Annotated in this window: 23 protein-coding genes; 16 read left to right on the top strand and 7 right to left on the bottom strand. The window is 67.0% G+C overall.

All coding sequences use genetic code 11. The features are described 5' to 3' along the window. Positions 1–19: 19 nt before the first annotated feature. Complete coding sequence (locus ACOZ4I_RS18640; RefSeq protein ID WP_424004920.1) at positions 20–3,394, bottom strand: PAS domain S-box protein; 3,375 nt, start codon at positions 3,392–3,394, stop codon at positions 20–22. A gap of 203 nt (positions 3,395–3,597) precedes the next feature. Here ACOZ4I_RS18640 and ACOZ4I_RS18635 point away from each other — a divergent pair, with 203 nt between their 5' ends. The 5 genes from ACOZ4I_RS18635 (at position 3,598) to ACOZ4I_RS18615 (ending at position 5,551) form a co-directional block, all read left to right on the top strand. Continuing rightward, positions 3,598–3,942, top strand: coding sequence for a DUF7344 domain-containing protein (locus ACOZ4I_RS18635; protein ID WP_424004919.1), 345 nt, complete (start codon positions 3,598–3,600; stop codon positions 3,940–3,942). A gap of 230 nt (positions 3,943–4,172) precedes the next feature. Further along, complete coding sequence (locus tag ACOZ4I_RS18630; protein WP_424004918.1) at positions 4,173–4,301, top strand: hypothetical protein; 129 nt, start codon at positions 4,173–4,175, stop codon at positions 4,299–4,301. Between the two features lie 236 nt (positions 4,302–4,537). Next, the gene (locus ACOZ4I_RS18625) at positions 4,538–4,702 is read left to right on the top strand and encodes a hypothetical protein (RefSeq protein WP_424004917.1); all 165 of its coding nucleotides are present in this window, start codon (positions 4,538–4,540) and stop codon (positions 4,700–4,702) included. 208 nt (positions 4,703–4,910) lie between these two features. Then, complete coding sequence (locus ACOZ4I_RS18620) at positions 4,911–5,312, top strand: DUF7344 domain-containing protein (RefSeq protein WP_424004916.1); 402 nt, start codon at positions 4,911–4,913, stop codon at positions 5,310–5,312. A 5-nt stretch (positions 5,313–5,317) separates the two neighbouring features. Further along, entirely contained in the window at positions 5,318–5,551 is a 234-nt protein-coding gene (locus tag ACOZ4I_RS18615) for a HalOD1 output domain-containing protein (protein WP_424004915.1), read from the top strand. 33 nt (positions 5,552–5,584) lie between these two features. On the opposite strand, the gene ACOZ4I_RS18610 is transcribed toward ACOZ4I_RS18615, so the two are convergent. Continuing rightward, positions 5,585–6,625 carry a zinc-dependent alcohol dehydrogenase family protein gene (locus tag ACOZ4I_RS18610; RefSeq protein WP_424004914.1) on the bottom strand — a complete coding sequence of 347 codons (1,041 nt, stop codon included), beginning with the start codon at positions 6,623–6,625 and terminating at the stop codon, positions 5,585–5,587. 111 nt (positions 6,626–6,736) lie between these two features. Here ACOZ4I_RS18610 and ACOZ4I_RS18605 point away from each other — a divergent pair, with 111 nt between their 5' ends. Continuing rightward, complete coding sequence (locus ACOZ4I_RS18605; RefSeq protein WP_424004913.1) at positions 6,737–8,368, top strand: AMP-binding protein; 1,632 nt, start codon at positions 6,737–6,739, stop codon at positions 8,366–8,368. 39 nt (positions 8,369–8,407) lie between these two features. Here ACOZ4I_RS18605 and ACOZ4I_RS18600 read toward each other — a convergent pair whose 3' ends face one another. From ACOZ4I_RS18600 to ACOZ4I_RS18585, 4 genes are read right to left on the bottom strand one after another with little or no spacing between them, the layout of a single operon-like run. Then, positions 8,408–9,808, bottom strand: a complete 1,401-nt coding sequence (locus ACOZ4I_RS18600) for an aspartate aminotransferase family protein (RefSeq protein WP_424004912.1) — start codon at positions 9,806–9,808, stop codon at positions 8,408–8,410. Then, entirely contained in the window at positions 9,805–10,770 is a 966-nt protein-coding gene (locus ACOZ4I_RS18595) for a CoA-transferase subunit beta (protein ID WP_424004911.1), read from the bottom strand. Before ACOZ4I_RS18595 ends, ACOZ4I_RS18600 begins: the two co-directional genes overlap by 4 nt. Then, positions 10,767–11,786 (bottom strand): CoA transferase subunit A, encoded by a 1,020-nt coding sequence (locus ACOZ4I_RS18590; protein WP_424004910.1) that lies wholly within the window; start codon positions 11,784–11,786, stop codon positions 10,767–10,769. Before ACOZ4I_RS18590 ends, ACOZ4I_RS18595 begins: the two co-directional genes overlap by 4 nt. Further along, entirely contained in the window at positions 11,783–13,126 is a 1,344-nt protein-coding gene (locus tag ACOZ4I_RS18585; RefSeq protein WP_424004909.1) for an ArgE/DapE family deacylase, read from the bottom strand. The genes ACOZ4I_RS18590 and ACOZ4I_RS18585 overlap by 4 nt, the downstream gene beginning before the upstream one ends. Positions 13,127–13,350: 224 nt before the next feature. Here ACOZ4I_RS18585 and ACOZ4I_RS18580 point away from each other — a divergent pair, with 224 nt between their 5' ends. From ACOZ4I_RS18580 to ACOZ4I_RS18565, 4 genes are read left to right on the top strand one after another with little or no spacing between them, the layout of a single operon-like run. Beyond that, positions 13,351–14,556: an ABC transporter substrate-binding protein gene (locus ACOZ4I_RS18580; RefSeq protein WP_424004908.1), complete on the top strand. Its 1,206-nt coding sequence runs from the start codon at positions 13,351–13,353 to the stop codon at positions 14,554–14,556. 55 nt (positions 14,557–14,611) lie between these two features. Beyond that, the gene (locus ACOZ4I_RS18575; RefSeq protein ID WP_424004907.1) at positions 14,612–15,727 is read left to right on the top strand and encodes an ABC transporter ATP-binding protein; all 1,116 of its coding nucleotides are present in this window, start codon (positions 14,612–14,614) and stop codon (positions 15,725–15,727) included. After that, on the top strand, positions 15,724–16,725 hold the full coding sequence (locus ACOZ4I_RS18570) for an ABC transporter permease (RefSeq protein WP_424004906.1): 1,002 nt from the start codon (positions 15,724–15,726) through the stop codon (positions 16,723–16,725). Before ACOZ4I_RS18575 ends, ACOZ4I_RS18570 begins: the two co-directional genes overlap by 4 nt. Then, the gene (locus ACOZ4I_RS18565; protein WP_424004905.1) at positions 16,722–17,531 is read left to right on the top strand and encodes an ABC transporter permease; all 810 of its coding nucleotides are present in this window, start codon (positions 16,722–16,724) and stop codon (positions 17,529–17,531) included. The genes ACOZ4I_RS18570 and ACOZ4I_RS18565 overlap by 4 nt, the downstream gene beginning before the upstream one ends. A 36-nt stretch (positions 17,532–17,567) precedes the next feature. Here the strand turns inward: ACOZ4I_RS18565 and ACOZ4I_RS18560 are convergent, their stop codons facing one another. Next, positions 17,568–18,086 carry an Lrp/AsnC family transcriptional regulator gene (locus tag ACOZ4I_RS18560; RefSeq protein ID WP_424004904.1) on the bottom strand — a complete coding sequence of 173 codons (519 nt, stop codon included), beginning with the start codon at positions 18,084–18,086 and terminating at the stop codon, positions 17,568–17,570. Positions 18,087–18,179: 93 nt separating this feature from the next. Between ACOZ4I_RS18560 and ACOZ4I_RS18555 the strand changes: the two genes are divergently transcribed. The 6 genes from ACOZ4I_RS18555 to ACOZ4I_RS18530 all read left to right on the top strand — a co-directional run bounded on the left by ACOZ4I_RS18555 (position 18,180) and on the right by ACOZ4I_RS18530 (position 24,709). Next, on the top strand, positions 18,180–19,505 hold the full coding sequence (locus ACOZ4I_RS18555; protein ID WP_424004903.1) for an aspartate aminotransferase family protein: 1,326 nt from the start codon (positions 18,180–18,182) through the stop codon (positions 19,503–19,505). After that, the gene (locus ACOZ4I_RS18550) at positions 19,502–20,662 is read left to right on the top strand and encodes a thiolase family protein (RefSeq protein WP_424004902.1); all 1,161 of its coding nucleotides are present in this window, start codon (positions 19,502–19,504) and stop codon (positions 20,660–20,662) included. The genes ACOZ4I_RS18555 and ACOZ4I_RS18550 overlap by 4 nt, the downstream gene beginning before the upstream one ends. Positions 20,663–20,758: 96 nt before the next feature. Next, on the top strand, positions 20,759–21,256 hold the full coding sequence (locus ACOZ4I_RS18545; protein ID WP_424004901.1) for an Lrp/AsnC family transcriptional regulator: 498 nt from the start codon (positions 20,759–20,761) through the stop codon (positions 21,254–21,256). 118 nt (positions 21,257–21,374) lie between these two features. Next, on the top strand, positions 21,375–22,655 hold the full coding sequence (gdhB, locus tag ACOZ4I_RS18540; RefSeq protein WP_424004900.1) for a glutamate dehydrogenase GdhB: 1,281 nt from the start codon (positions 21,375–21,377) through the stop codon (positions 22,653–22,655). After that, the gene (locus ACOZ4I_RS18535; protein ID WP_424004899.1) at positions 22,652–24,037 is read left to right on the top strand and encodes an NAD-dependent succinate-semialdehyde dehydrogenase; all 1,386 of its coding nucleotides are present in this window, start codon (positions 22,652–22,654) and stop codon (positions 24,035–24,037) included. Before gdhB ends, ACOZ4I_RS18535 begins: the two co-directional genes overlap by 4 nt. A 93-nt stretch (positions 24,038–24,130) precedes the next feature. After that, positions 24,131–24,709: an FAD-dependent oxidoreductase gene (locus ACOZ4I_RS18530; RefSeq protein ID WP_424004898.1), complete on the top strand. Its 579-nt coding sequence runs from the start codon at positions 24,131–24,133 to the stop codon at positions 24,707–24,709. Positions 24,710–24,787: the final 78 nt, after the last annotated feature.

Below are 24,787 nucleotides of genomic sequence, written 5' to 3'. Positions count from 1 at the left end.
ACGGCAGACCGGGCCCAGATCACGGAGTCGCGGATAGCTCCGTCGAGAGGAGGCGATCGAACACCTTCGATTCGGCCTTCCGAAGGTGCTGGTGGAAGGTTGGGGGAGCCACGCCGAGCGAGTCGGCGACGTCCTCGCCGGAGGCGTCGCGCGGCCACTCGAAGAAGCCCGCGTAGTAGGCGGCCTGCAGCGAGGCCAGTTGCCGCTCGGTGAGGTCCGACTCCAGGACCTGACGGACCTGCGTCGTCGTTTCGGTGTCACGGGTTCGCTGCCGTCGCTTGAGGAGGTTGATACTCGGGTACGCCTCGGTGACGGTATCGATCACCTGTCGAACGTCGACGCTGGTCGGGACGTAGATCGTCATGTCGTAGGTGCCGTCCTCGATCGTCGCCTGTTCGACGGACCCGCCGAGGGACGCGACCGTCGAGAGCACCGGCGGCTCGGAGAGCCTGGCCTCGAAGCCGGTCTCGCCGTCTCCCTCCCGGAACGTCACGGCTTCCCAGTGCGGAATCGTCTCGACGATGCCGCGCACGCTGTCGACCGCGTCGGCCGTCGCCGTGCCGTACACGAGGTACTCCGAGTCGTGGATGGGTGTCGCGTGCTCGATCGTGATACGCCCGGAGTCCGTCGACGGGATGTCGAGGGTCTCGAAGATCTTCGGGAGGCGAAACTGTAGCTCCACGATCTCGTCGCTCATCAGCGCTCGCTTTCGCTCGGTCGCCGCGATGGCGTGCCCGACGACCTCGCCGAGCTGGGCGAGCACCGCTCGCTCCGTCTCCTCGAAGGCGTCGGTTCGGTCCGCGTAGACGTTGAGGACGCCGTACGTCGTCTCCTCGTGGCGGATCGGCACCGCGGCCGACGAGCGGATCCCGTGTTCCACGGCGTTGTCGCGCCAGGGCTCGAACCGCGGGTCCGTCTCAACGTCCCGCGTCGTCTGTATCTCGCCCGTGCGGAAGGCCCGCCCGGTCGGCCCGTCGGCCCGCTCGTCGTCCGGGTCGAGCGCTATCGTGACGTCGTCGAGGTAGCCGTCGACGCCGGCCCCGGTGCGGAACGTTATGGTCTCGGCGACCCTGTCGGCGTCTCCGATCCAGGCGAATCGGTAGGAACTCGTCGCCGCGATCCGCTCGCAGACGGCCGCCTCGATTTCGTCTCGGGTGGACCGCTCGATGACGGCGTCGGTGATGTCGCGGACGACGTGGTGGAGGTTGTTCAGGGCCGCGAGCTGCCTGCGCTGGCGGAGCAGTTCCTGCTCGCGTTCGAGACGGGCCGAGATGTCGCGGGTGACCCCACAGCGGCCGTAACTGTCACCCAGCGGAAACGGCGAGAGGCGGCTCTCGCAGCGCACGGTGTCGCCGGACTTCGTGTGGACGTCGAGTTCGAGCCGTCCGACCTCTCGCTCCCCGCCGACGACGTTGTCCGCAATCGCCTCGGCCCGGGGCGTGATCTCGTCGTCGTGGATCGTCGTGGCGTGCGCGCCGAGTAATTCGGACCGATCGTACCCCGTGAGCTCGCAGAAGCCGTCGTTGACCAGGACGAATCGCCCCTCGTCGTCGACGGCGTAGATGCCGTCACCGACCGTCTCGACGATGGTCTCGTACCGTTCGAGGTCGCGCTCGCGCTCCTTTCGCTCGGTGACGTCCCGAACGACACCGACGCGTTCGTACCCGTCTTCGGTGTCCATCAGCGCGAACGTCGCCTCACCGACCCTGGTATCGCCGTCGGGAGTCGTCAGTTCCGCTTCGAGCGACGCGGTCGATCGCTCTCCGGCCGCCAGTTCCGATTCGATCTCGTTCGCCGCGTCCAGCGTGTCTTCGTCGTCGATGACTGTCGAGACGTGCGCCCCGAGCAACTCCTCGCGCGAGTGGCCGACCAGCGATTCGTATGCCTCGTTGACCGCGGTGAAATAGCCGTCCTCGTCGACGACGTAGATGCCGTCGTCGACCGTCCCGACGATGGTCTCGTACCGTTCGAGGTCGCGCTCGCGCTCCTTTCGATCGGTGATGTCGCGAAAGTACACCGACAGCCCGCTCTCGGACGGATAGGCGCTCACCTCGAACCAGGCGGCCAGCGGCGGGTAGAACTCCTCGAACGTGACCGGGTCCTGCGTCTCGAACGCCTCCTCGTACTTCCGCTGGAACGTCGAATCGACGGATCCCGGGAACTCGTCCCACACACTGCGACCGACGAGTTCGCCGACCGACCGGCTCAACAGGTCCGCCGCCCGCTCGCTGACGTGGGTGAACCGCCAGTCCTCGTCGAGCCCGAAGAACGCCTCGTCGATCCGCTCGAACACCTCACCTAACTCCGCTTCCAGGTCGTCCCGCTGGCGCTCGATCTCGCGCTGTCGCCGCTTTCGCTCGCTGACGTCACGACCGATGCCCGTCACGCCGACGATCCGGCCGCCGTCGACGACTGGCGACGCTGTGAACTCGTAGGGCACGTCACCGTCTTCGGTTTCGAGCAGGAGTTCGACGGTCTCGCTCTCACCGTGTTCGAGCACGCGCTCGAAGGCGTCTCTGGCCGCGGCCCGTGTCGCTTCGCCGACGAAGTCGAGCGGATCGCTGTCTCGTATCTGGGCCGGGTCACAGCCAGTCACGGTCTCGAACCGATCGTTCCACCGGAGGAACTCGCCGTCGGCGTCGACCGCGTAGAGGACGTCCCGCTGGTTGTCGAAGAGGCTCTCGACGAAGGCCTTCTCCTGTCGGAGTTCTCGCTCGGTCTCGCGGCGTTCGGTCATGTCACGCGTGACCTTCGCGTACCCCTCGAGCGAATCGTCGTCGAAGAGCGCGGTTATCGTCACGCTGGCCCAGAACCGCGACCCGTCGGCCCGGATCCGCCACCCCTCCTCCTGGTACGTTCCGTCCGCGGCGGCGGCGTCCAGATTCGACTCGGGGTTCCCGGCAGCACGCTCCTCGGCAGTGTAGAACGTCGAGAAGTGCTCCCCGACGATCTCGTCCGCGTCGTACCCCTTGATCCGTCTGGCCCCCTCGTTCCACGTCTGGATGCGCCCGTCGGAGTCGAGCAGGAAGATGGCGTACTCCTCGGTCGCTTCGACCAGCGACCGGAACTGCCAGTCCCGGCGTGTCTGTGCCTGGTCGGCCCGGCGCAGGTCCGTGGTATCGGTGGCCTCGATTTCCTGTGTCGTGTCCGATTCGCCCGCCAGGCCGTCCGTACGGGAGTCGTCGCTGATCGGAAGCCACCAGACGCGGGCGTTTGCGCCGACTTTCTTGGTTCGAAGGCGCTCGCTGTCGGCGAGTCGGTCGAGTCGGTCGTACGTGCTGCGCCGTCCGAGGTCGAGGCGCTCCGCCACCTCGTTCGTCGTGAGCGGGACGCCGGCGGTCTCGAATGCCGACAGCGTTTCTCTGAGGGCCGGCGTCAACGAGTTCGGAGCCATTACAGACGAGATGACCGCCACAAATATATAGACTCCGTCGACGGAGTCACCCCCGGCGATCTGCCTGTTGTGGCGCAGACGAGGGGTCTGTTTCGTGTGAGATCGTCGGACTCGCGTTCGTCCCGACACGTCGAATCGTCTGACACAGTCTAATTCTTACTAGGTCAGCCTTACCTCCGACCCCCTCCACGGCACAGACAGGTATGTCCCCGACACCAGTACCGTCTGACCCGAACGCGATGGAGACCGAAGCGAGTCCCGACGACGCGACCGCGCTGTTCGAGCGGGCCGGCCTCTCTCAGTCCGAGCGCAGTCGCCTGCTCGCCTCCGAGTGTCGGCAGACGGCGCTATCCGTCCTCTCGGAGAGGCGTTGTCCGGTCGACCTCGACGAACTGGCGGCGGCAGTCGCCGAACACGAGGCCGGCGACGGTGACCCGGCTTCCGACCGCGTCTCGTCCATCGCTACCGCCCTGCATCACAACCACCTCCCCCGAATGGCAGACATGGGCGTCGTCAACTACGATCCGGAGTCTGGACGGGTGGCGTAGGCGAGGTCTCCGTTCGATCGGGTCTGCAGTGACGGTCAGTGCTATGTCACAGAGTACCTATTCTACAACTGACCTAATACAGTATGAGACCGTGAAACGAGAATGCTGAAGGAGAGAGCTTCAGAGCGCGCATATCTCGCCACAATCTCCGTTGACGGCATATAGGACCTAATATTATATCAGCAGTATTAGAGCAACCTTCTTGGGAGATGACAGTCACCACTCCGGTAATGGCAATTCACCAGAACACCGCCGCGGAAACGTACCGTTGCCCCGACTGTCACGGCGAAATCGAGTTCGTCGATCGCGCCTGGCGCTGTAGCGAGTGCCGCTACGTCCCGAGACACAGCGCCGACTGAGCGACCGACGCGAAGAAATCGCAGACGTTCTCTTGCCGTCCGCTTCCAGTACGGGTCTCGCCGAGATCTCAATCAGACCCATCGCCGGGTTTTCCGACGTATTCCCCACATATATAGATCTATACTCGACACACATCAGAAATATACGCAATCGTGAGGGGAGTTGGGCAGAATATAAGGATGGTTCAGGCCGTATGTCCAAAAGTACTTTACAGGATGCCGTGGTTGTAGTTCACATGGCGATTCACGATTCCACCGCACCGACGACCGGGGGCGTCTCGGACGCGCGGTCGCACCACACCGGAGCCGACAGATACTGCCACCACTGCAACGAAGTCGCGCTGGCGTTCGACCCGGCGGCCGAACGCCCGCGCTGTCGTACCTGCGGGAAACTCGGGTGAGATAACCGATGAGTATTCGCCGACAGATACAGTCCCGACTCGGTGGGAAATCGACGTACAAGTGCGCACTGTGTGGGCTGACATTCGATACGGAGCGCCAGCACTGCCCGGCGTGTGGCTCGACGGTTCGCTGCGTCGACGGCTGAGCGGGTCCCCGGGTTGCGTGTGCAAGCCCAGTTCAGATCACGGTCGCGCCAGAACTGTGGCCATGGATATCGACAGCGCACGCCCGGAGATGGGTGAGACCGAATTTCTCGAATCGCTGACCGCCTCGCTCTCTAACACTGATCGCCGGTCGATACTGCGTGTGCTACAGCAGCGCACCGAGTCGGTACCGCTCCCCGTCGAGCGACTCGCGACCGAACTCGTCGCGCGGGACCGAGACGTTCCCGGCGACGCCGTCACGGACGAGCAGGCCAACCGCCGACGGACCATGCTGTATCACTGTCACCTGCCGAAGCTCCACCAGGCGGCCGTGATCGACTGGGACAGAGAGGGAGAACGGGTGTCGCTCGCGGACAGTCAGCGGGTCCGCGAGGCGCTATCGACGCTCCTCCCGGAACCGGAGTCCCGGCGCTCGTCGCCCGACCGCAAGTGGGGGAGTTCGTGACCGAGATGGCGTCACCCGACCGCTTCGAACCGAGCGAGGCGGTCGTCGAGGCGGTCGCGGATGCCGAAAACGTCTCCCCGTGGGAGCTCGCGCCACCCCTCGCGTACGTGGTAGACCCGGACGCCCTCGACTCGCTGTTCGCCCGGCCGGAGACTGACGGCGTCGTTCGGTTCCGGTACTGTGGCTACACCGTGAGCGTACTGGCCTCGGGAGCAGTCGACGTTCGGGCGGCGACGTAGCGGGCGGCTGACGCCCACAGCCATCGCGCCCGGTCAGGGCTTTACCAGCACCTTGATCGCCTCGCGTTCGTCCATCGCCCGGTAGCCGTCGGGGACGCCGTCGAGATCGACGGTCTTCGTGAAGATCGGCGAGGGGTCGAGCGTGCCCTGGAGCACGTCCGCGAGCAGGTCCTCCGCGTAGGCACGGACCGGGGCGACGCCGCCGCTGAGCGAGATGTTGTCGCCGAACAGCGAGAACATGTCGAGCCCCTGCTCGTTGACGCCGTGGGGGACGCCGACGTAGCCGACGGTCCCGCCGGGCCGGCACACGTCCGTCGCCGTGTCCATCGCCGAAGCCGCCCCGACGCACTCCATGACGTGGTTCGCGCCGCCGTCGGTCAGGTCGAGCGCGGCGTCGACCGCCTCCTGCCCGCGGGCCGAGACGATTTCAGTTGCACCGAAGTCCTCGGCGATCGCGAGGCGGTCCTCGTGGTGGCCCATGGCGATGATGCGTTCCGCGCCGAGACGGCACGCCGCGAGGACGCCACAGAGCCCGACCGCACCGTCGCCGATGACGATACAGGTGTCGCCCTCGTCGACGCCGGCGCTGACGGCGGCGTGGTGGCCCGTCCCCATCACGTCCGTCAGCGGGAGGATCGCTTCGAGCGTGTCCTCGTCGTCGGCGTGGCGGTCCGGAACGCGGACGAGCGTGCCGTCGGCCTCCGTCGCCCGGACGTACTCGCCCTGGCCGCCGCCGTTGTCGCCGCCCCAGGAGTCGCCGTTCACGCAGGAGGTGTGCAGGCCCTTCCGGCAGAACTCACAGCGGCCGCAACTGATGACGAAAGGCGCGAACACCCGGTCGCCCGGTTCGACCGACCGTACGTCGTCGCCGACCTCCTCGACGATGCCCATCGGCTCGTGCCCGACGCGAGACCCCTCCTCGCGGTCGCTGTCGCCGCGGTAAAACCACAGGTCAGAGCCACAGACCGCGGTGTGTGTCACGCGGACGATGGCGTCCGTGGGCGACTCGATTTCCGGTCGCGGGACCTCTTCGACGGCGATCTCACCGGGACCGCGGTAGATGGCTGCGCGCATACCACGGTATCGGCGCTCCGGGGCAAAAACCGTTCCCCTGCCGCGGTCGCAGGCCGCTCGCGTCGCTCCGAGCCCCTGTGGATTTTTCACCGTCGCGGGCCGAGTGTTGGTATGGATGCGCGGTACCCTCGGACGCTCCCGGGGCTCTTCGACCGGGCCCTGCGGAAGTACGCCGACCGCCCGGCGATACGCGACGGGACTCGGTCGCTCTCGTACGCCGACCTCGACGAGCGGTCGGCGAGCCTGGCCGACGCGCTTGGCGACCTCGGCGTCGACACGGCGGATCGAGTCGGCGCACTGCTGGGGAACGCGGCGGCGAGCCCGGTCGTGGATATCGGAATCCTGCGTGCCGGCGGGGCGCGCCTCCCGCTCAATCCCCAACACAGCACCGACGAACTGCAGTACCTCATCGAGGACGCCGGAGCAGCGACAGTCATCTGCGACGCGGCGCGGTTCGACGCCGTGGCGGCCGTCTCGCGCGAAATCGACTCGCTTCGAACGGTGATCGTCGTCGGCGCTGACGACGCGGCCTCGGCGGTCGAGGACACGGCCGTTTCGCAGGCGGGCGCGGATCCTGCCGACGGCGTCGACGTGCATCGGTACGAGGAGCTGCTCGCCCGCTACGACGGCGACGGCGACCGGCCGACGCCCGACCCCGACGGCGTCGCCGGCCACTACTACACCGGCGGCACGACGGGCCAGCCGAAGGGGGTCTGTTACTCCCACCGGGGCCTCGTCGAGAACGTGGGGGCGCATTTGCTGGAGTTCGGCTTCGACGGCGACGACGTGGGCCTGCTGACGACCCCGCTGTCGCACTCGGCGGGGACGTTCTGCTGGGCGGCGCTGCTCGGCGGGGGCACGGTACTGTTGCGCGACGGCTTCGACCCCGACGACGCGGCCGCGACGATCGAACGGGCAAACGTGACGTGGACGTTCCTGGTCCCGACGATGCTCTACCGCCTGCTCGAGGCCGACAGCCTCGCGGCCGCGGACCTCTCGTCGCTCGACCGGATCGTCTACGGGGCCGCGCCGATGCGGACCGACCGGCTCGAAGCCGCCATCGAGCGAATCGGCCCCGTCTTCCACCAGTTCTACGGCCAGACCGAGGTCCCGAACCTCATCGCGACGTTCCCGCCCCAGGAGCACGCCCGTGCCGCCGAGGCGGGCGACACCGAGCGCCTCCGGTCGGCGGGGACCTCCTGCCTGCGAGCGACAGTCGAGATCCGGGACCCGGAGACTGACGACCCACTCCCGCCGGGCGAGGTCGGCGAGGTGGTGGTCGCCGCGCCGTACGCGTTCGAGGAGTACTACGAGCGCCCGGACGCGACCGCCGAGTCGCTCCGGGACGGCTGGGTGTACACCGGCGACGTCGGGACGATGGACGAGGACGGGTACCTGACGCTGCTGGACCGCAGCAGCGACGTGATCGTCACCGGCGGGATGAACGTCTACAGCCGGACCGTCGAGCGAGTCCTCCGAGAGTATCCCGAGGTGACCGACGCCGCCGTCGTCGGCGTCCCGGACGACGAGTGGGGCGAGGCCGTCCACGCCGTCGTCGTACCGGCGGGGTCGACTGTCGACCGGGAAAGCCTCCGGGAATTCGCCGACGAACGGCTTGCGGGCTACAAGAAGCCGAAATCCTATGAGGTCGCCGAGTCGCTGCCGACGACGGATCTCGGAAAAGTCGACCGGAACGCGCTCAGGGACCGGTACTGGGAGGACGAGGACCGGTCCATCCACTGAACCGGCGGGTCCTGCGAGAGAGGCCCACGGCGGTCCGCCTTAGTCGTCCAGTTCCGCCTCGACGCGTTCGAAGGTCGCGTGCAGGCGGTCGACGATCTCGTCGGCGACCGCGCGGTCGATGGTGAGCGGCGGCGTGACGAGGGCGTGGTCGCCGCGGTTGCCGTCGACGTGCCCGCCGCCGGGGTAGGTCAACACGCCCTCGTCGAGTCCGGTCTCGAACAGGAGCGACTGGAACTCGCCACCGGACGACGAGAGCGGTTCTTTCGTCTCGCGGTCGCCGACAAACTCGACGCCGAGCATGAGGCCCTTCCCGCGCACGTCGCCGATCATCTCGTACTCGTAGAACTCCTCGAAGCGCTCGCGCATATACGAGCCCACGTCGCGAGCGTTGGCGACGAGGTCGTGGTCGGTCATGTAGTCGAGAACCGCGGAGCCGATGGCGGCCGAGGCGGGGTTGAAACAGTAGGTGTGGCCGTGCTGGAAGCCGTCTTCGACGTCCTCGAACACCTCGGCGACGCGGCGGTGGGGCATCGTGCCCCCGATGGGCGAATAGCCGCCGCTCATCCCTTTCGCGCCGGTGATGATGTCCGGCGTCACGTCCCAGTGCTCGATGGCGAAGTTCTCGCCGGTCCGGCCGAAGCCGGCCATCACCTCGTCCACGATGAACAGCACGTCGTACTCGTCGCAGATCTCCCGGATCCGCTCGAAGTAGCCGTCGTGGGGCGAGGCGGCGGCGTTGGCGGCACCGGTGACCGGTTCCGCGATGAACGCCGCGACGGTGTCGGGACCCTCCTGCTGGATGATGCGCTCGACCTCGTCGGCACAGCGCCGCCCGCAGGCCTCGCCGCCGTCACCGCCGCAAAAGCCACAGCGGTAGGGCGAGCCGTTGGGCACCTTCGGCCAGTTGTCGAACAGCGGCTCCATCTTCGTCTTGCGGGCGGGAAAGCCCGAGAGGGCCATGGCGATGCCGGTGTTGCCGTGGTAGCTTTTCCGGCGCGAGAGGACCTTGTACTTGCCCTCGTTGCCCCGCTCGTAGTGGTACTGGCGGGCCATCTTGACGGCGCTCTCGTTGGCCTCCGACCCGCTGGAGACGAGCCACGTGTGCTCGAAGCCGTCGGGCGTGAACTCGGCGATGCGCTCGGTGTACTCCATCGCGGGCTCGTTGGCGAACAGCATGCTGGAGGTGTACTCCAGGCGCTCGATCTGCTCCTTTGCGGCCTCGGCGACTTCCTCTCGGCCGTGGCCGATGTTGACGTTCTGGTTGCCGGCGATGGCGTCGACGTAGCGGTTGCCGTCGGCGTCCCAGACGTGGTGGCCCTCGCCGCGGGTGATCGTGACGTACTCCTTTTGGAACGCCCGGGGAAACATCCCGCCGAGGTCCGTGCCGGGCGTGGTCGTTCGCTCGCTCGTGGTGTCGTCGGTCATCTGTTCGTTACTCATTGTGTGTCCTGGAAGGTCTTCCACTGTTCCATCACGCGCTCGCTCCACTCCTCGAAGCCGACCTCGTAGATGTAGTCGCTGCCGCGCAACACCGTGTCGGTCGGGTCGATGGCCCGGAGGACGGCGAGTTCGCCGCGGGTCGGTTCGGGCGTCGTCGAGGCATCGTCCGCCACCTGCAGGTCCCACTGGACCTCACTCCGCACGTCGTCGACGCTGACGCCGGGGTGGGTGGCCGAGAGTACCATCTCGCCGTCGTCGTCGAACCGGAAGATCGCCATGTCCGTGATGACCGCACTGGGGCCATCGCCGCGGAAACCCGCTCGGTCCCGGGCGTCGCCGCCGTCGAGGTGACCCGGCGCGGTCCGGTAGTCGAGATCGGTCGTGAACGCGCGCTCGTCCTGGCGCATCATCACGACCGAGCGGCCACACGAGGTCATGATGTCGTTGCTCCCACCGGAGCCGGGGAGGCGGACCTTCGGGCGGTCGTAGGTCGCGTCGCCGCCGGTGACGACCGTGGAGTTCGTGTTCCCGTAGCGGTCGATCTGGCCGGCCCCGATGATACCCACGTCGAAGAGGCCGCGCTGATTGTCGGTGAAGATCTGGAACTGGTTCGACGCGAACAGGGCGTCGACGCCGAGGACGGTGTCCGAGATGGACTGGACGACGCCCGGCGGTCGGGAGCCGACGTATCCCGACTCCGTGACCAGCTGGCAGTCCGGCGACCGGGTGTGCTTCGCGAGGATGCCAGAGATGAGCGACATCCCGACGCCGATGAAGGCCAGTTCGCCGTTCTCGATCTCGTGGGCCGCCGAGACCGCGAGCAGTTCAGTCAGCGAGTAATCTTCGGCCGTCTCGTGGGGTCGATCCACCTCGACCGGGTAGTCGATATCCGCGCCCGAGAGCGTCTCCGGCGTCCGGCCCTCCGTCTCGTCGACCGCGGACGGGGGCTGTCTGCTCGTCATCTGGACGCCTCCCCCTCGTCGCCGTGGACCGGCGGCAGGTCGTTGATCTGGGCCTCCATCTCTTCGAGTGTGGCGAGTCGGTCGGCTCCGATCCGTTCGAGATAGGTCTCGTGGGGAACGATCCACTCGTCGAGCCAGTCGAGGAAGTCCTCGCGGTCGCGCGATCGCTGCCCGTACTCGCGGTAGAAGGGCAGATCGGCGTAGTAGTAGCCGTAGCAGTGCCACGGATGGGAGCCGAACGGGACCTCGACGACGGCGTCGACCGCGTAGAAGGGAATCTTCGTCAGTTCGGGGTGGCGCTGGATCGTCTCGGTCGGGACGACCTCTTCGCAGGTGATGACGACGTTGTCCGCCGCTCTGGCCTTGAGGTGGTCGTTGACGACGTTCCCCCAGATCTGCGCGTTGCCGAGGCGGTCGGCGCGCTGGACGTGGATGACGGCCACGTCGGGCGTGGCGGCCGGGACCAGCGCCAGGTCGTCACCCGAGCCGAGCGGGTCCTCGACGACCTCGATGTCCGGGTTGTGCTCGGGGATGTCCGTCTCCAGCATCGACCGGGTCGGGACGAAGGGAACGTCCATCGCGCCCGCGAGGAACATGAGCGAGGAGCCGAAGTTCGACACATCGCGCATCTCCAGGTGGTGGGGGACGTCGTTCTCGACGGCGTTCCTGACGTTGTGGCCCTGCGAGATGAGGCTCGTCCCCACCCAGGAGCCGACGTAGCGGTCGACACAGCCCGCGCCGACCATGATGTCGAACAGGGTCGTCCGCGCGTCGTCGAGGACGGTCAGGCCGGACTTCTCCTGTCTGACGATCTCGCGTGCCGCGGCTTCCGGGTCGCGGCCGCCCATCCCGCCGAAGGCCACGCTCGCGCCGTCGGGGACGTAGCGGTCGATCGCCGTTTCGAGGTCGGTCGTCTTGTCGCGTCTGCTCCGGGAGCCGGTCGGGGACCCGGAGGCCACGCCTGCCGCGTCCGGGAACGACTCGCCCGTGACCGCGCCGTGGTCGATGGGCGTCATTCGGCTCCCTCCGTGGTCGCGTCGGGCGCGGCCGCCGGTTCGTCCGCCACCTCGTAGCCGCACCACGCCATCGCGATCAGCGCGAGGCCGGCAGTCGCCCGTTCGAGTTCATCGACCGGGAGGTACTCGTCGGTGCCGTGGATGTTGTGCGCGCCGGGACCGAAACACAGGGCCGGCGTGTCCGCGTAGTTCACGAAGAAGCGGGTGTCGATGCCGCCAGGGAAGCCCTTGGCGGTGGGCTCGACGCCGAGGGACTCCGACAGCACGTCCTGGACCGTCGTGACGATGGGTTCGTCGGGCGAGATACTGGCCGAGCTCCCGCGCCAGCCGAACCACTCCACTTCAGGGGGGTGCTCGTCGAACCACGGGTCGTCCGCGACGGCCTCGCGGACCGTCTCCTCGACCGTCGTCCTGATCCCCTCGCGCGTCTCCGCTGGCGCGTGCGAGACGCGCCCTTCGAGGACGGCCTCGTCGGGGACGCTCGACGGCCACTCGCCGGCCCGGATCGTCCCGGGGTTGAGCGAGACGGTGTGTTCGTACTCGCGCTCGAAGAGGTCGTCGTGGACCGTCTCCTTCCGGCGGTCGTGGAGGTCTTGCAGCGCCCGGAAGATGGGATAGAGCTTCTCGATTGCGTTGACACCTTCGTCCGTGTGAGCCGCGTGCGCGCCGCGGCCCTCGACAGTCACCCGGAAGTACGAGACGCCGTCGTTGGCGATCCAGAGGTCGAAGTCGGTCGGCTCCGGGATGACGACGGCGTCGGCGTCACAGCCGTCGAGCGCGGTCGCGAGCGACCCGCCGTAGCCGCCGGCCTCTTCCTCGATGACCGACTGAATCGTGAGGTCACCGGCGAGTTCGACGCCGGCGCGGGAAAGCGCCTCGACAGCGAACAGCATCGCGGCGACGCCGCCTTTCATGTCCGACGCGCCGCGTCCCCGAAGTTCCCCGTCGACGATTTCCCCGCCGAACGGATCGAACGACCACTGCTCGGCGTCGCCCTCGGGAACGACGTCGACGTGACCATTGAACAGGAGCGAACGGCCGTCGCCCGCGCCGGGCTTCGTCGCGATGACGTTCGGCCGCCCCTCGTAGGTGTCGTCCGTCTCCGCGAACTCCGGGTGGTCCTCGATCCCCGGCACGTCCGTGGCTTCGAGGAGGCGAACGTCCAGGCCGAGTTCGCGGACGCGCTCGATGACGTGGCGCTGTGCGTCCGCTTCGTTACCCTGGACGCTACGCTCGCGCACGAGGGTCGACGCGAACGCCGCCGCGTCGCTCGTCAGGTCCGCGACCGCGTCTCGGACCCGCTGTGCATCCTCCGAATCGACCGACGGGGCCGCCGTCATCGCTCTCCCCGTCCGCCGGCGCTGACCGGCTGTGGTGTCCGTGGTATCATGATTGGTGTCTTCTTTCCAGTGTTAATCTAATCGGCCGAGACTAGATCTTCTGTCTCGCGTAATTATGTCTCGCTTGCCAAACTTTATTATACTTGCGCTATGAGTAATCTTCGTACATGAAGAAAGACGACGGACTATCGAACGGAAACGACACCGGTGGGAGGTCGGAGTCGATGGAAAGTTCGGGCGGCGCACCACTGAGCCGGCGGCGACTGCTGAAGGCGGGGGCGGGCGCGACTGTCGTCGGTCTCGCCGGCTGTCTCGGCGGCGGCTCGGACGGCGAGAGTTCGGGCGGCGACGGTTCCAGCGGTGACGGTGGGAGCTCCGGGACCACCGGCACCGCCACGTCTTCGAGCGGCGAGGACGAACTCGCCGACACGCTCCGCTTTTACTCGTGGGGCGGGTCGACCCAGGAGGCGCTGACGAAGCACCTCATCGAGCCCTTCGAGGAGGAGTTCGGCGTCACCATCGAGCAGTCGAGCTTCTCCAGCCAGGACAAGATGCTGGCGAACGTTCGCTCGAACCCGGCCGGCTCCTACGACGTCATCATGCCGTCGCTGTCGGGCTCGTACAACGCGGTCAAGCAGGACCTCGTCGAGCCGCTTCGCCTGGACAACATCGACACGTGGTCGAACCTGCTCCCGGCCTTCCGCGAGTACAGCCCGGCCGGCACGGGCGACGACACGTTCGTCGCGCCGCTGTACTACGGGACCGTGGGGATGGTGTACAACACTGACTACGTCTCCGGGTCGCCGCCGTTCTCGTGGGACCTCACGTGGGACTCCGAGTACAGCGGCGCGCTGACGCTCGAAGGGTTCGCGTTCGTGCGGATGTTCACGACCGCGCTCGCACAGGGGATGGATCCCAACAAGATGGAGGGCGACGCCGGCTCCTACGAGGAGGGCGTCAAGCAGGTGTACGACGCGATGGCCGAGCAACACGAACTGGTCAAGAAGTACTGGACCAGCGGCCAGGAGCAGACGACGCTGTACTCCAACGAGACGGCCGTCCTCGGCGACGGCTGGTCCGGTCGCATCCTCTCGCTGCAGGACGACGGCTACGAGAACCTCGAGTACACCATCCCGGAGGAGGGCGCGTACGGCTGGTCCGACACCTTCGCCATCGCGAAGGGCTCGGAACACCGCTACACCGCCGAGAAGTTCATCCAGTTCGCCTACCGCCCCGAGGTCATGGAGAGCCTCTCGCCCGTCATCGGCTACCCGCCGGCGACGGGGGCCACGTCCAGCGACATCGAAGCCCTGCCGGACTTCGATCCGACCGGCGGCGAGCGCCTGAAGTTCCAGGACCAGCAGTTCAAGGAACAGCACCAGGAGGACTGGAACCAGACGTTCGAGCAGATCAAACTCGGGCAGTACTGACCGCGCGAAAGAGTATCCCGCTTGCGGAACTACAGACCATCACCAGATCACACGCATGAGTTACGTTGAAGTGGAAAACATCACGAAACGGTTCGGGGACGTCACCGCGGTCGACGACGTGAGCTTCACCGCCGAGAAGGGGGAGTTCGTCTCCCTGCTCGGCCCCAGCGGGTGCGGGAAGACCACGACGCTCCGCATGATCGCCGGCCTCGAGATGCCGACCGAGGGGACCATCCGAATCGACGGGGACGACGTCACCGACAGACCGCCCTACGAGCGCGAAATCGGGATGGTGTTCCAGCACTACGCGCTGTTCCCCCACAAGACCGTCGGCGAGAACATCGGCTTCCCGCTGAAGATGCGCGGCGTCCCGGAGGCGGAGCGCCGGGAACGAGTCGCGGACGTGCTCGAGCGCGTCCGCCTCCCCGAGGTCATGGACCGCTCGCCCGAAGACCTCTCCGGGGGGCAACAACAGCGGGTCGCGCTCGCCCGCGCGCTCGTCTTCGAACCCGACGTGTTGCTCATGGACGAGCCGCTGTCGGCGCTCGACCGCGTCCTCCGCGAGCAGATGCGCGTCGAAGTCGAACGCATCCAGCGCGAGTTCGGCATCACGACCATCTACGTCACGCACGACCAGGCTGAAGCGTTCGCGATGTCCGACCGCGTCGCCGTGGTCGACGACGGTCACCTCTCACAGCAGGGCCGGCCGCTCGACATCTACGAGAGCCCCGACTCGGAGTTCGTCGCGAACTTCATCGGCCAGTCCTCGCAGCTCTCGGGTACTGTCGGCAGCGCCGACGGGACGCCGGTTCTGGAGACTGATTCCGGCGTGAGGTTCGAACTGCCCCAGTCCGTCGCGGCGACGCCGGGCGGCCGGCTCAGCGTCTTCCTCCGCGCGGAGAAACTCGACGTGTCACGCGAGCCGACGGGGGCGGCCAACGAGTTCCCCGCCGAGATCGCGACGACGAACTACCTCGGCGAGAAGACGCAGTTCTTCTGCCGACTCGACGACGGCACGGAACTCATCGTCGCCAAGCACGGCTTCACGGACGTCGAGTCGTTCGAGCCGGGCGACACCGTGTACGTCAGCGTGCCCCCGGAGAACCTCGTCGTGGCCCGCGACCCGGGAACGGACCAGCAACCGGGCACCGCCGGTGAGTCCACGGCATGAGCGAGCGTCACGAGACCCGCGCCGAAGACCTGCGGCCCGCGAGTAGTCAGCCGCTCCGGTTCCGCCTCTGGACGGCGGTGCTTCGCGCCGACCCCGTCGTGCGTGGCATCCAGGTCGTCAAGCGCCGCGAGCGCCTCCTGACCGTCATCCAGGCTGGTCTCGGCCTGGCCTGGATGGCCCTGTTCCTCCTCGCCCCGCTCGTCTACATCCTCTCGCTGTCGTTCTGGCAGCGGGGGGCCGGCGGGACCATCGTCTACGAGGCGACGATGGCGAACTACCGTGAGATACTGCTCCAGAACGTCGATCTGCTCGGCTGGCAGATCGGGAACACGTACCTGCTGATCCTCTGGCAGTCCCTGAAGTTCGGCTTCCTCACCACGGTCGTGACGCTGGCGCTCGGCTACGTGCCCGGGTACTTCCTCGGCCGGACAGAGAGCCGGTATCGGTCGCTACTGTTGCTGTTCGTCGTGTTGCCGTTCTGGGTGCCGCTCATCATCCGCTACTACGCGTGGATCCTCGTCCTCGGGAACGACGGACTCCTCACGACGGTGCTCGGCTGGATCGGCGTCGCGTCGAACGGCTACCTCTACAACGACGTGGCCGTCGTCACCGGCCTCGTCCAGGTGTTGCTTCCGTTCATGATCCTCCCAATCTACAACACGGTCAACAAGATCGACGACGAGTACATCGAGAGCGCCAAGACGATGGGTGCGTCGCCGCTCCGGGCGTTCTACGAGGTGACGCTGCCGCTGTCGCTGCCCGGCATCAGTGCCGGATCGATCCTCGTGTTCATCCTCGCCGTCGGGAGCTTCATGGCCCCCGCGCTGCTGGGTGGCCCGGCGAACATGATGGTCGCGAACCTCATCAGCCAGACGTTCGGACAGGCCTTCGACTGGCCGCTCGCGAGCGCCATGGCGATGGTGTACCTGGTGGTGCTGTTCGCCATCATCACCGTCTTCAATCGCTTCGTCGGCCTCGAGGAGGTGTTCGACCAGTGAGCACCCGCCTCTCGGACGGCACGCGGTGGAACGCGATCAGGGGCGCGACGGGACTGCTGTACCTGTTCCTGTTGCTACCGCTGTTCATCGTTGTCCTCATCTCGTTCAATCCGACGCAGTACGCGACGTTCCCGCCAGAGGGGCTGAGCCTGACCTGGTACCAGACGTTCTTCGCGAGCGACCGACTGCTCGACGCGCTCGTCAGCAGCTTCGTCGTGGCGGCCGGCAGCGCCCTCGTCGCCGGCCTCGTCGGCCTCATCTCGGCCATCGGGTTCGTCCGTCGGGACTTCCGGTACAAGAGCGTCCTCTCCAGTTTGCTGTTCCTGCCGATGCTCATCAGCCCGGTCGTCATCGGCGTCGCGCTGACGGCGTTCCTGACCGACGTTGGGATGCAGAAGAACTACCTGTTTCTCGTCCTCGGTCACTCGACGCTGGTGCTTCCCTACGTGTTCGTGACCGTGCGGGCGCAGCTGTTCGGGTTCGACCGCTCCATCGAGGAGGCCGCGCTGACGCTGGGCGCGAACGAACTGGAGACGTTCGTCGAGGTGACGCTGCCGTCGATCATGCCCGGCCTCGCCGCCGGCATGTTGCTCGCGTTCGTCATCAGCTTCGGCGAGTTCACCGCGACGCAGTTCTGGGTCCAGCCGGACACGGTGACCGCGCCCATCGAGATCTACACGATGGTCCGCACGAGCCTCACGCCGGAGATCAACGCGATGGCGACGGTGCTCATGATCATCACGGTCGTCATCCCGCTGTTGCTCGACGTCGCGCTCGGGAAGAACCTGATCCTCAAGTCGGCCTGAGGACTCCCGATTTCGGCACGTGGCGATTCCCGCGGCTCAGTCCTCGTCCATCAACTCGAAGATTTCCGGATCCGTCTGGAACTTCAGGAGGTTGTGGACGACGGAGTTGCGGACGTTCGAGACGACGGTCCCGTGGTGCTTGTAGAAGTCGTGAATCCACTGGGACTCCGCTTCCCGGCTCTGGAACATCATGATGGTCTTCCACTGGTACTCGCCGTTCGAGATGAAGTACATCAGCGTGTGCGGGTCGTCCATGATGTACTCCATCGCCGCCTCCCACTCCTCGTCGAAGTTCCGCGGGTCGAACTTGAACTCGAAGAGGGCGAAGTTGAAGAACTCCTCGTTGGGCATGATCGCCTCGCGGAAGACGCCCGAGGAGCGCATGTTCCGGATCGCCTTGCTGACGGTTACGTGGGAGACGTCGATGTCGTATTTTTCGTTAAGCGTCGCGCTGAGCTCTCTGGAGGAGATTTGCGGGTCCTTCGAGAGTTCGCGGAGGATCTTGATGTCTCGATTCTGGAACTGCCAGTCGTTGTGGTCTGGGTTTTCGCTCATGGGTAAGTCACGCTCCGATCGATTCTGAGAGTCGATAACTTTTTAGTCGCGTTTTCCATTGTATACCTAGACGAGAATAATACTTTCCATAGTATGAGTCCTAAACCTCAATCGACGACCGACAACGACGACGTGGTCGCCGGGTACGACGAGCACGTGATGCCGATCTGGAAGTCGCTCAACGTCCCCGTCGAGCGCGCGGAGGGGTGTCGCCTGTTCGATCACGAGGGCAACGAGTACCTCGACGTGTTCTCCGGCATCTCGGTGGCCAACGCCGGCCACAACAACGAGGCCGTCGTCGAGGCGGCGAAAGACCAGCTCGACACGTTCGTTCACGGCTGCTCGTACGTCCACCCCTCGCAGCCGGTCGCCGACCTCGCTGAGCGCCTCGCGGAGATCACGCCGGGCGACTTACAGAAGTCCTTCTTCTGTAACTCCGGGACCGAGGCCGTCGAGGGCGCGATCAAACTCGCGCGGAAGTACACCGGCGGGAAGGAGATCGTCGCCCTGGAGATGGGCTTTCACGGACGGACCCTCGGGAGCCTCGCGCTCACCGGGAACCACGCCTACAAGCACGGGATGGCCCCGACGCTGAACGACGTGACCCACGCGCCGGCCCCCTACAAGTACCGCTCGCACTACGGCGACCTGGACGACGAGGCGTTCGCCGCCGAGGCCGCGGCGGAACTGGAGCGCGTCATCGGCACCCACACGAGCGGTGACCTCGCGGCCGTCGTCGTCGAGCCGGTCATCGGCGAGGGCGGCATCATCGTCCCGCCGGCCGACTACCTCTCGCGGGTGAAGGAGATCGCCCACGACCACGGCGGCCTGCTCGTGCTGGACGAGGTCCAGTCCGGCTACGGCCGGACCGGCGAGTTCTGGGCCGCGGACCACTTCGACGTGACCCCGGACATCCTGACGCAGGCGAAGGGAATCGCCAACGGCCTGCCGCTGGGCGCGTTCACCGCGCCGGCGGAGATCGCCGACGCGTTCGAGTCGGGCGACCACCTCTCGACGTTCGGCGGCAATCCGGTCTGCTGTGCCGCCGCGCTGGCGACCATCGACGAGCTACAGGGCGGCATCGTCGACAACGCCCGCGAACAGGGGGCGTGGCTGGCAGACGAACTCGCCGCGCTCGAATCGCTCGACGCCGTCGGGGAGACGCGCGGCCTCGGCCTGATGCAGGGCGTCGAACTGGTCGACCCCGACGAGCGAGGGCCCGGTGACGCGCCGGCCCCGGCCGCCACGCTCGCAAAGCGCGTCGGGACCCACCTCCGCGAGGAGGAGGGCATCGTGATGGGCGTCGGCGGCTACTACAAGAACGTCATCCGATTCCAGCCGCCCCTGACCATCGACCGGGAGCAACTCCGACGCGCCGTCGACGGGCTCGAAGACGCTATCCAGGCCGAGCAGCGATGACGGCGGGAGACGCGAACGCGGCGGACATGACACCGGTCGTCGTGGAGGCGGTTCGGACGCCGCTCGGCGTGGGCGACGGCGTCTTCGCGGACGTTCGCAGCGAAGACCTCTCGGTCCCGCTCGTCGACGAACTGCTCGCGCGAACCGGCCTCGACGGCGACGCGGTCGACGACCTGCTGTGGGGCTGCGCCCAGCAGCGCGACGAGCAGGGTAACAACCTCGCGCGGGTGATCGCGCTCCTCTCGGACCTCGGGGAGTCTGTCCCCGGCGCGACGATCAACCGCTGGTGCGCGTCCTCGGCCGAAGCCGTCGCGCGCGGAGCCGACGCCGTCGCGGCCGGCCAGCGCGACTGTCTGATCGTCGGCGGCGTCGAGAGCATGTCCCGCGTGGCAATCGCGGGGAACATCGACAGCGTCCATCCCGGGCTGGCCGACCACTACGACCTCGACGAGCTGAACATGGGACAGACGGCCGAAGCCGTCGCCGAGCGCTTCGACGTGTCCCGTGCGGCTCAGGACGAGTACGCCCTCCGCAGCCACAAGCGAGCCGCTGACGCGGCGGCCTCGGGGGCCTTCGAGGAGGAGATCGTTCCGGTCGAGACCCCGGACGGCCGCGTCTCACGCGACGAGGGCATCCGTCCCGACACGTCCCTCGAACGCCTCGCCGACCTGCCGACCGTGTTCCGCGACGACGGGACCGTGACGCCGGGGAACGCCTCGCAGATCAGCGACGGCGCCGCCGCCCTGCTGGTGACGAGTCGGACCTTCGCGGACCGACACGGGCTCTCCGTCCTCGGGGAGATCGGCGGCCATTCGGTCGCCGGCGTCGACCCGGAGATCATGGGCGTCGGCCCGGTGCCCGCGGTTCGAACCCTCTGTGACCGACAGGAACGGAACCCGTCGGACTACGACCTGGTCGAACTCAACGAGGCCTTCGCCAGCCAGTGCCTGCACTGCAAGCGCGAACTCGGGTTCGACGACGAGCGGTTCAACGTCAACGGCGGCGCCATCGCCCTGGGGCATCCGCTGGGGGCGACCGGCGCGCGACTGCCAGTGACCCTGCTCCACGAGATGCGGCGACGCGACGACTCTCTCGGACTCGCCACCGAGTGCGTCGGCTACGGCCAGGGCATGGCCATCGAGTTCCGGCGGCCCTGATCGGCGGCGGGAACGGCAGTTGCGGCAGCGGGGGTGATCGGACGGCCGGTCGGAACGTATTCAACGGCGGCCGGTGAAGTGGGACCAGATTCAACTATGGACGAGAAGGACGTGACCATCCTCTCGGCGGTCGCGCGACTGGGAACCGGGAGCGCGGAGAAACTGTCCGAGGAGACCGGCATTCCGACCTCGACGGTCCACTACCGACTGGAGAAACTCAGGGAGCGCGGCCTCGTCACGAATGACCTGCTGGACGTGGACCTCGAAGCTGTCGGCCTGAACATCACGGTCATCACCGAGGTGACCGCGGAGTACAGCGAGCAGTACCACGACGACGTGGGCGAGGCGCTCGCCGCTGTCGAGGGCGTCAATCAGGTCTACTTCACGATGGGCGACACCGACTTCGTCGTCATCGCGCACCTGTCCAGTCGCGGCATGGTCGAGCGACTCATCGAGGACTACGAGTCCATCGACGGCGTCGAGCAGACGAGTTCAAAATTCGTCATCAAGACTATCAAGGACGAACCGCGCCCCCTCAACGACTTCGACCCGGAGACGTTGGCCGGGTTGCTTCAGCCCGAGGCGACAGAGTGAGTGGGGTGGGCTGGATTTTATCCAACTATCCTAAATCCTATAGAATTAGATCCCATATCTTCTCCAATATTTGGAAAAACTATTAAGGAACGGCCTCGAAGACCACTGCATAGCGACGATGATATCAGCGAACGCCACGACAGCGGAGACGGCGGCCGACGAACCGGCGGTCGAGACGGCCAGGCGGCGGCTGGACCGGCTCGCAGCACTGGTGGACGTGAGCGACGAGTACGTCGAGCGGTTGAAGTACCCCTCGCAGGTCCACCGCGTCTCGATTCCCGTGCGCCTCGACAATGGCGACATCGAGGTGTTCGAGGGGTACCGGGCCCAGCACGACAACGTCCGCGGCCCGTACAAGGGCGGCATCAGGTACGCGCCCGGCGTGACCGGCGACGAGTGCGTCTCCCTGGCGATGGCGATGACCTGGAAGTGCGCGCTCCTCGACCTGCCTTTCGGCGGCGCGAAGGGCGGCGTCGCCGTCGACCCGCGGTCACTCTCGACCGAGGAGAAGCGGCGGCTCACCCGTCGGTTCGCCGAGGAGATGCGGTCGTTCGTCGGCCCGCAGACCGACATCCCCGCGCCGGACATGGGTACCGACGCCCAGACGATGGCGTGGATCGCCGACGTGTACAAGATGCAGACCGGCGACGGCACGCGCGGCGTCGTCACCGGGAAACCCCCGCGCGTCGGCGGCCTCGCCGGTCGCGAGGAAGCGCCGGGTCGGAGCACCGCGCTCGTCGCCCGCGAGGCGGCGCGCTACTACGACCACTCGATCGACGGGCTGACCGTGGCGATTCAAGGGTTTGGCAGCGTCGGCGGCCACGCCGCCCGACTCCTCGACGAGTGGGGCGCGACCGTCGTCGCCGTGAGCGACATCGACGGCGGGGTCCACGACGAAGACGGAGTCGACATCGACGCGCTCTCGGCTGAGGCGGGTCCGCTCACCGACCGCACTGCCGCGGCCGACGCCGACGAGGTGACGAACGACGCGCTGCTCGAACTCGACGTGGACGTGCTCGTCCCCGCCGCGGTCGGCGGCGTCCTGACGGCGGACAACGCGCCGGACGTGCGGGCGTCGCTCGTCGTCGAGGGCGCGAACGAGCCCACGACGGCCGAGGCCGACGCGATTCTCGCCGATCGCGGTGTCCCGGTGGTTCCCGACATCCTCGCGAACGCCGGGGGGGTCACCGCGAGCTACTTCGAGTGGCTGCAGAACACGAACGGCCGTTCGTGGACCCACAAAGAGGTCCGCGAGGAACTCGACGACCGGATGCTGTCGGCATGGGAAGCGGTCAGGGAGAGCCACGAAACGCGGGGAGTTCCCTGGCGGGACGCGGCGTACGCCGTCGCGCTCGAACGGGTCGCCGAGAGCCACGAGACGCTGGGGATCTGGCCATGAGCGGGGACTCGTCGACGACGTTCGAGACTAGCAATCCCGCGACCGGCGCGCCGCTGGCGACGTACGCGGTCGACGACGAGGCCGCAGTGGAGGCGACGCTCGACAGCGCCGCCACTCGGTTCGACGCGTGGCGCGACCGACCGATACGGGAGCGCGAAGCCCTCCTCGAAGACGCGGCTGCGGTCCTCCGCGACGGGAAGGAGGAGTACGCCGCGCTCATCACCGACGAGGTGGGCAAGCCGCTCGACCAGTCGCGCGCCGAGGTCGAGAAGTGCGCGTGGGTCTGTGAGTACTACGCCGAGCGCGCCGCCGAGCAACTCCAGGACGACCGCCTCGACGGCGCGCCCGGCACGAAGACCTACGTGAGCTACGAACCGCTCGGGCCGGTGCTGGCGATCATGCCCTGGAACTACCCGTTCTGGCAGGTGTTCCGGTTCGCCGCGCCACACCTCACTGCCGGTAACGTCGGTCTCCTCAAGCACGCTCCGAACACGCTCGGCTGTGCGCAGGCGATCGTGTCGATCTTCCGCGAGGCGGGGTACCCCGAGGGCGTCTTCTCGTCGCTGCAGATCCCCACCGACCGTGTCGCTGGCGTGATCGCCGACGATCGTGTCGCGGCGGTCACGCTCACGGGGAGCACCCGCGCCGGGCGAGCGGTGGCCGCAGAGAGCGGCGAGGCACTCAAAAAGACCGTGCTCGAACTTGGCGGGAGCGATCCGTTCGTCGTCCTCGACGACGCCCCGATCGAGACGGTCGCAGAGCAGGCGGTGACGGCTCGCACCCAGAACGCCGGCCAGTCGTGTATCGCCGCGAAGCGGTTGGTCGTCCACGAGGCGGTGTACGACGAGTTCCTCGACGCGGTCACTCGACGGATGGAGTCGCTCACCATCGGCGACCCGACGGCCGAGGCGACGGACCTCGGCCCGCTGGCCCGGGCGGACATCCTCGAACAGCTCGACGACCAGGTGCGAGCCTCCGTCGACGCCGGGGCCACCGTCGTCACGGGCGGGGAGCCGCTGCCCCGTGAGGGCCACTACTACCCGCCGACGATTCTGACCGACGTTCCAGATGGGTGTCCGGCCGCCGAGGAAGAACTGTTCGGTCCAGTCGCGACAGTGACCGCTGTGCCCGACGACGAGGCGGCGGTACGCGTCGCGAACGACACCGACTTCGGACTCGGTGCCAGCGTCTGGACCGCCGACGCCGCACGCGGCGAGGCACTCGTTCCCGAGATCGACGCCGGAAACGTCTTCGTCAATCAGATCGTGCAGTCCGACCCGCGACTCCCCTTCAGTGGGATCAAGGACTCCGGCTACGGGACCGAACTCTCGAAACACGGCATCAGGGAGTTCACGAACGCGAAGACGGTCTGGGTGGAGTGAAACCGTCGACAGTCGTCTGTCGCACAGGTCGCGCTGCCCGGTAACGTGTAACGAAGCAAAACGGTTACAACTGTGTCGGCGTAACGTCATTTCGTGACCGACGTACTCGTCGTCGGCGGTGGTCCCGCCGGCCTGAGCGCCGCGCTGTTCACACAGAAAAACGGCCTGGAGACGACAGTGTTCGACACCGACGGGACGTGGATGCACAAGGCCCACCTGTTCAATTACCTCGGCGTCGGCTCGCAGGACGGGACGGCGTTCCTGGAGACCGCCCGCGAGCAGGTCGACAGCTTCGGAGTCGACAGACAGCAGGGAACAGAAGTAACCGACGTCCAGGAGACCGACGCGGGGTTCGAGGTGTCCACAGACGGCGGGACCCACGAGGCGGACTACGTCGTCCTCGCGACCGGGGCGAATCGGGACCTCGCGGAGTCGCTCGGCTGTGAAATCGCCGACGACGGCACCGTCGACGTGGACGTGACGATGGAGACGAGCGTCGACAACGCCTACGCTACTGGTGCGATGGTCCGCGCAGAGGAGTGGCAGGCAGTCATCTCTGCCGGTGATGGCGCGGCGGCCGCTCTGAACATCCTCACGAAAGAGAAGGGCGAGCACTTCCACGACTTCGACACGCCCGACGACGCCGCTGCGCTGTTCGGTCCAGACCAGTAGCACCCGACGACGGGACGGAGGCGAACGCCTCGAACTGGCCGACTCACGCGAAACCGGAGGGACACCACTGTGTCCGCT

The sequence above is a fragment of the Haloarcula salina genome, assembly GCF_049603855.1.
GTDB lineage: Archaea > Halobacteriota > Halobacteria > Halobacteriales > Haloarculaceae > Haloarcula > Haloarcula salina_A.
Note: the sequence above shows the minus strand (reverse complement) of the source record. Positions and strands in the feature narration are given on the sequence as shown.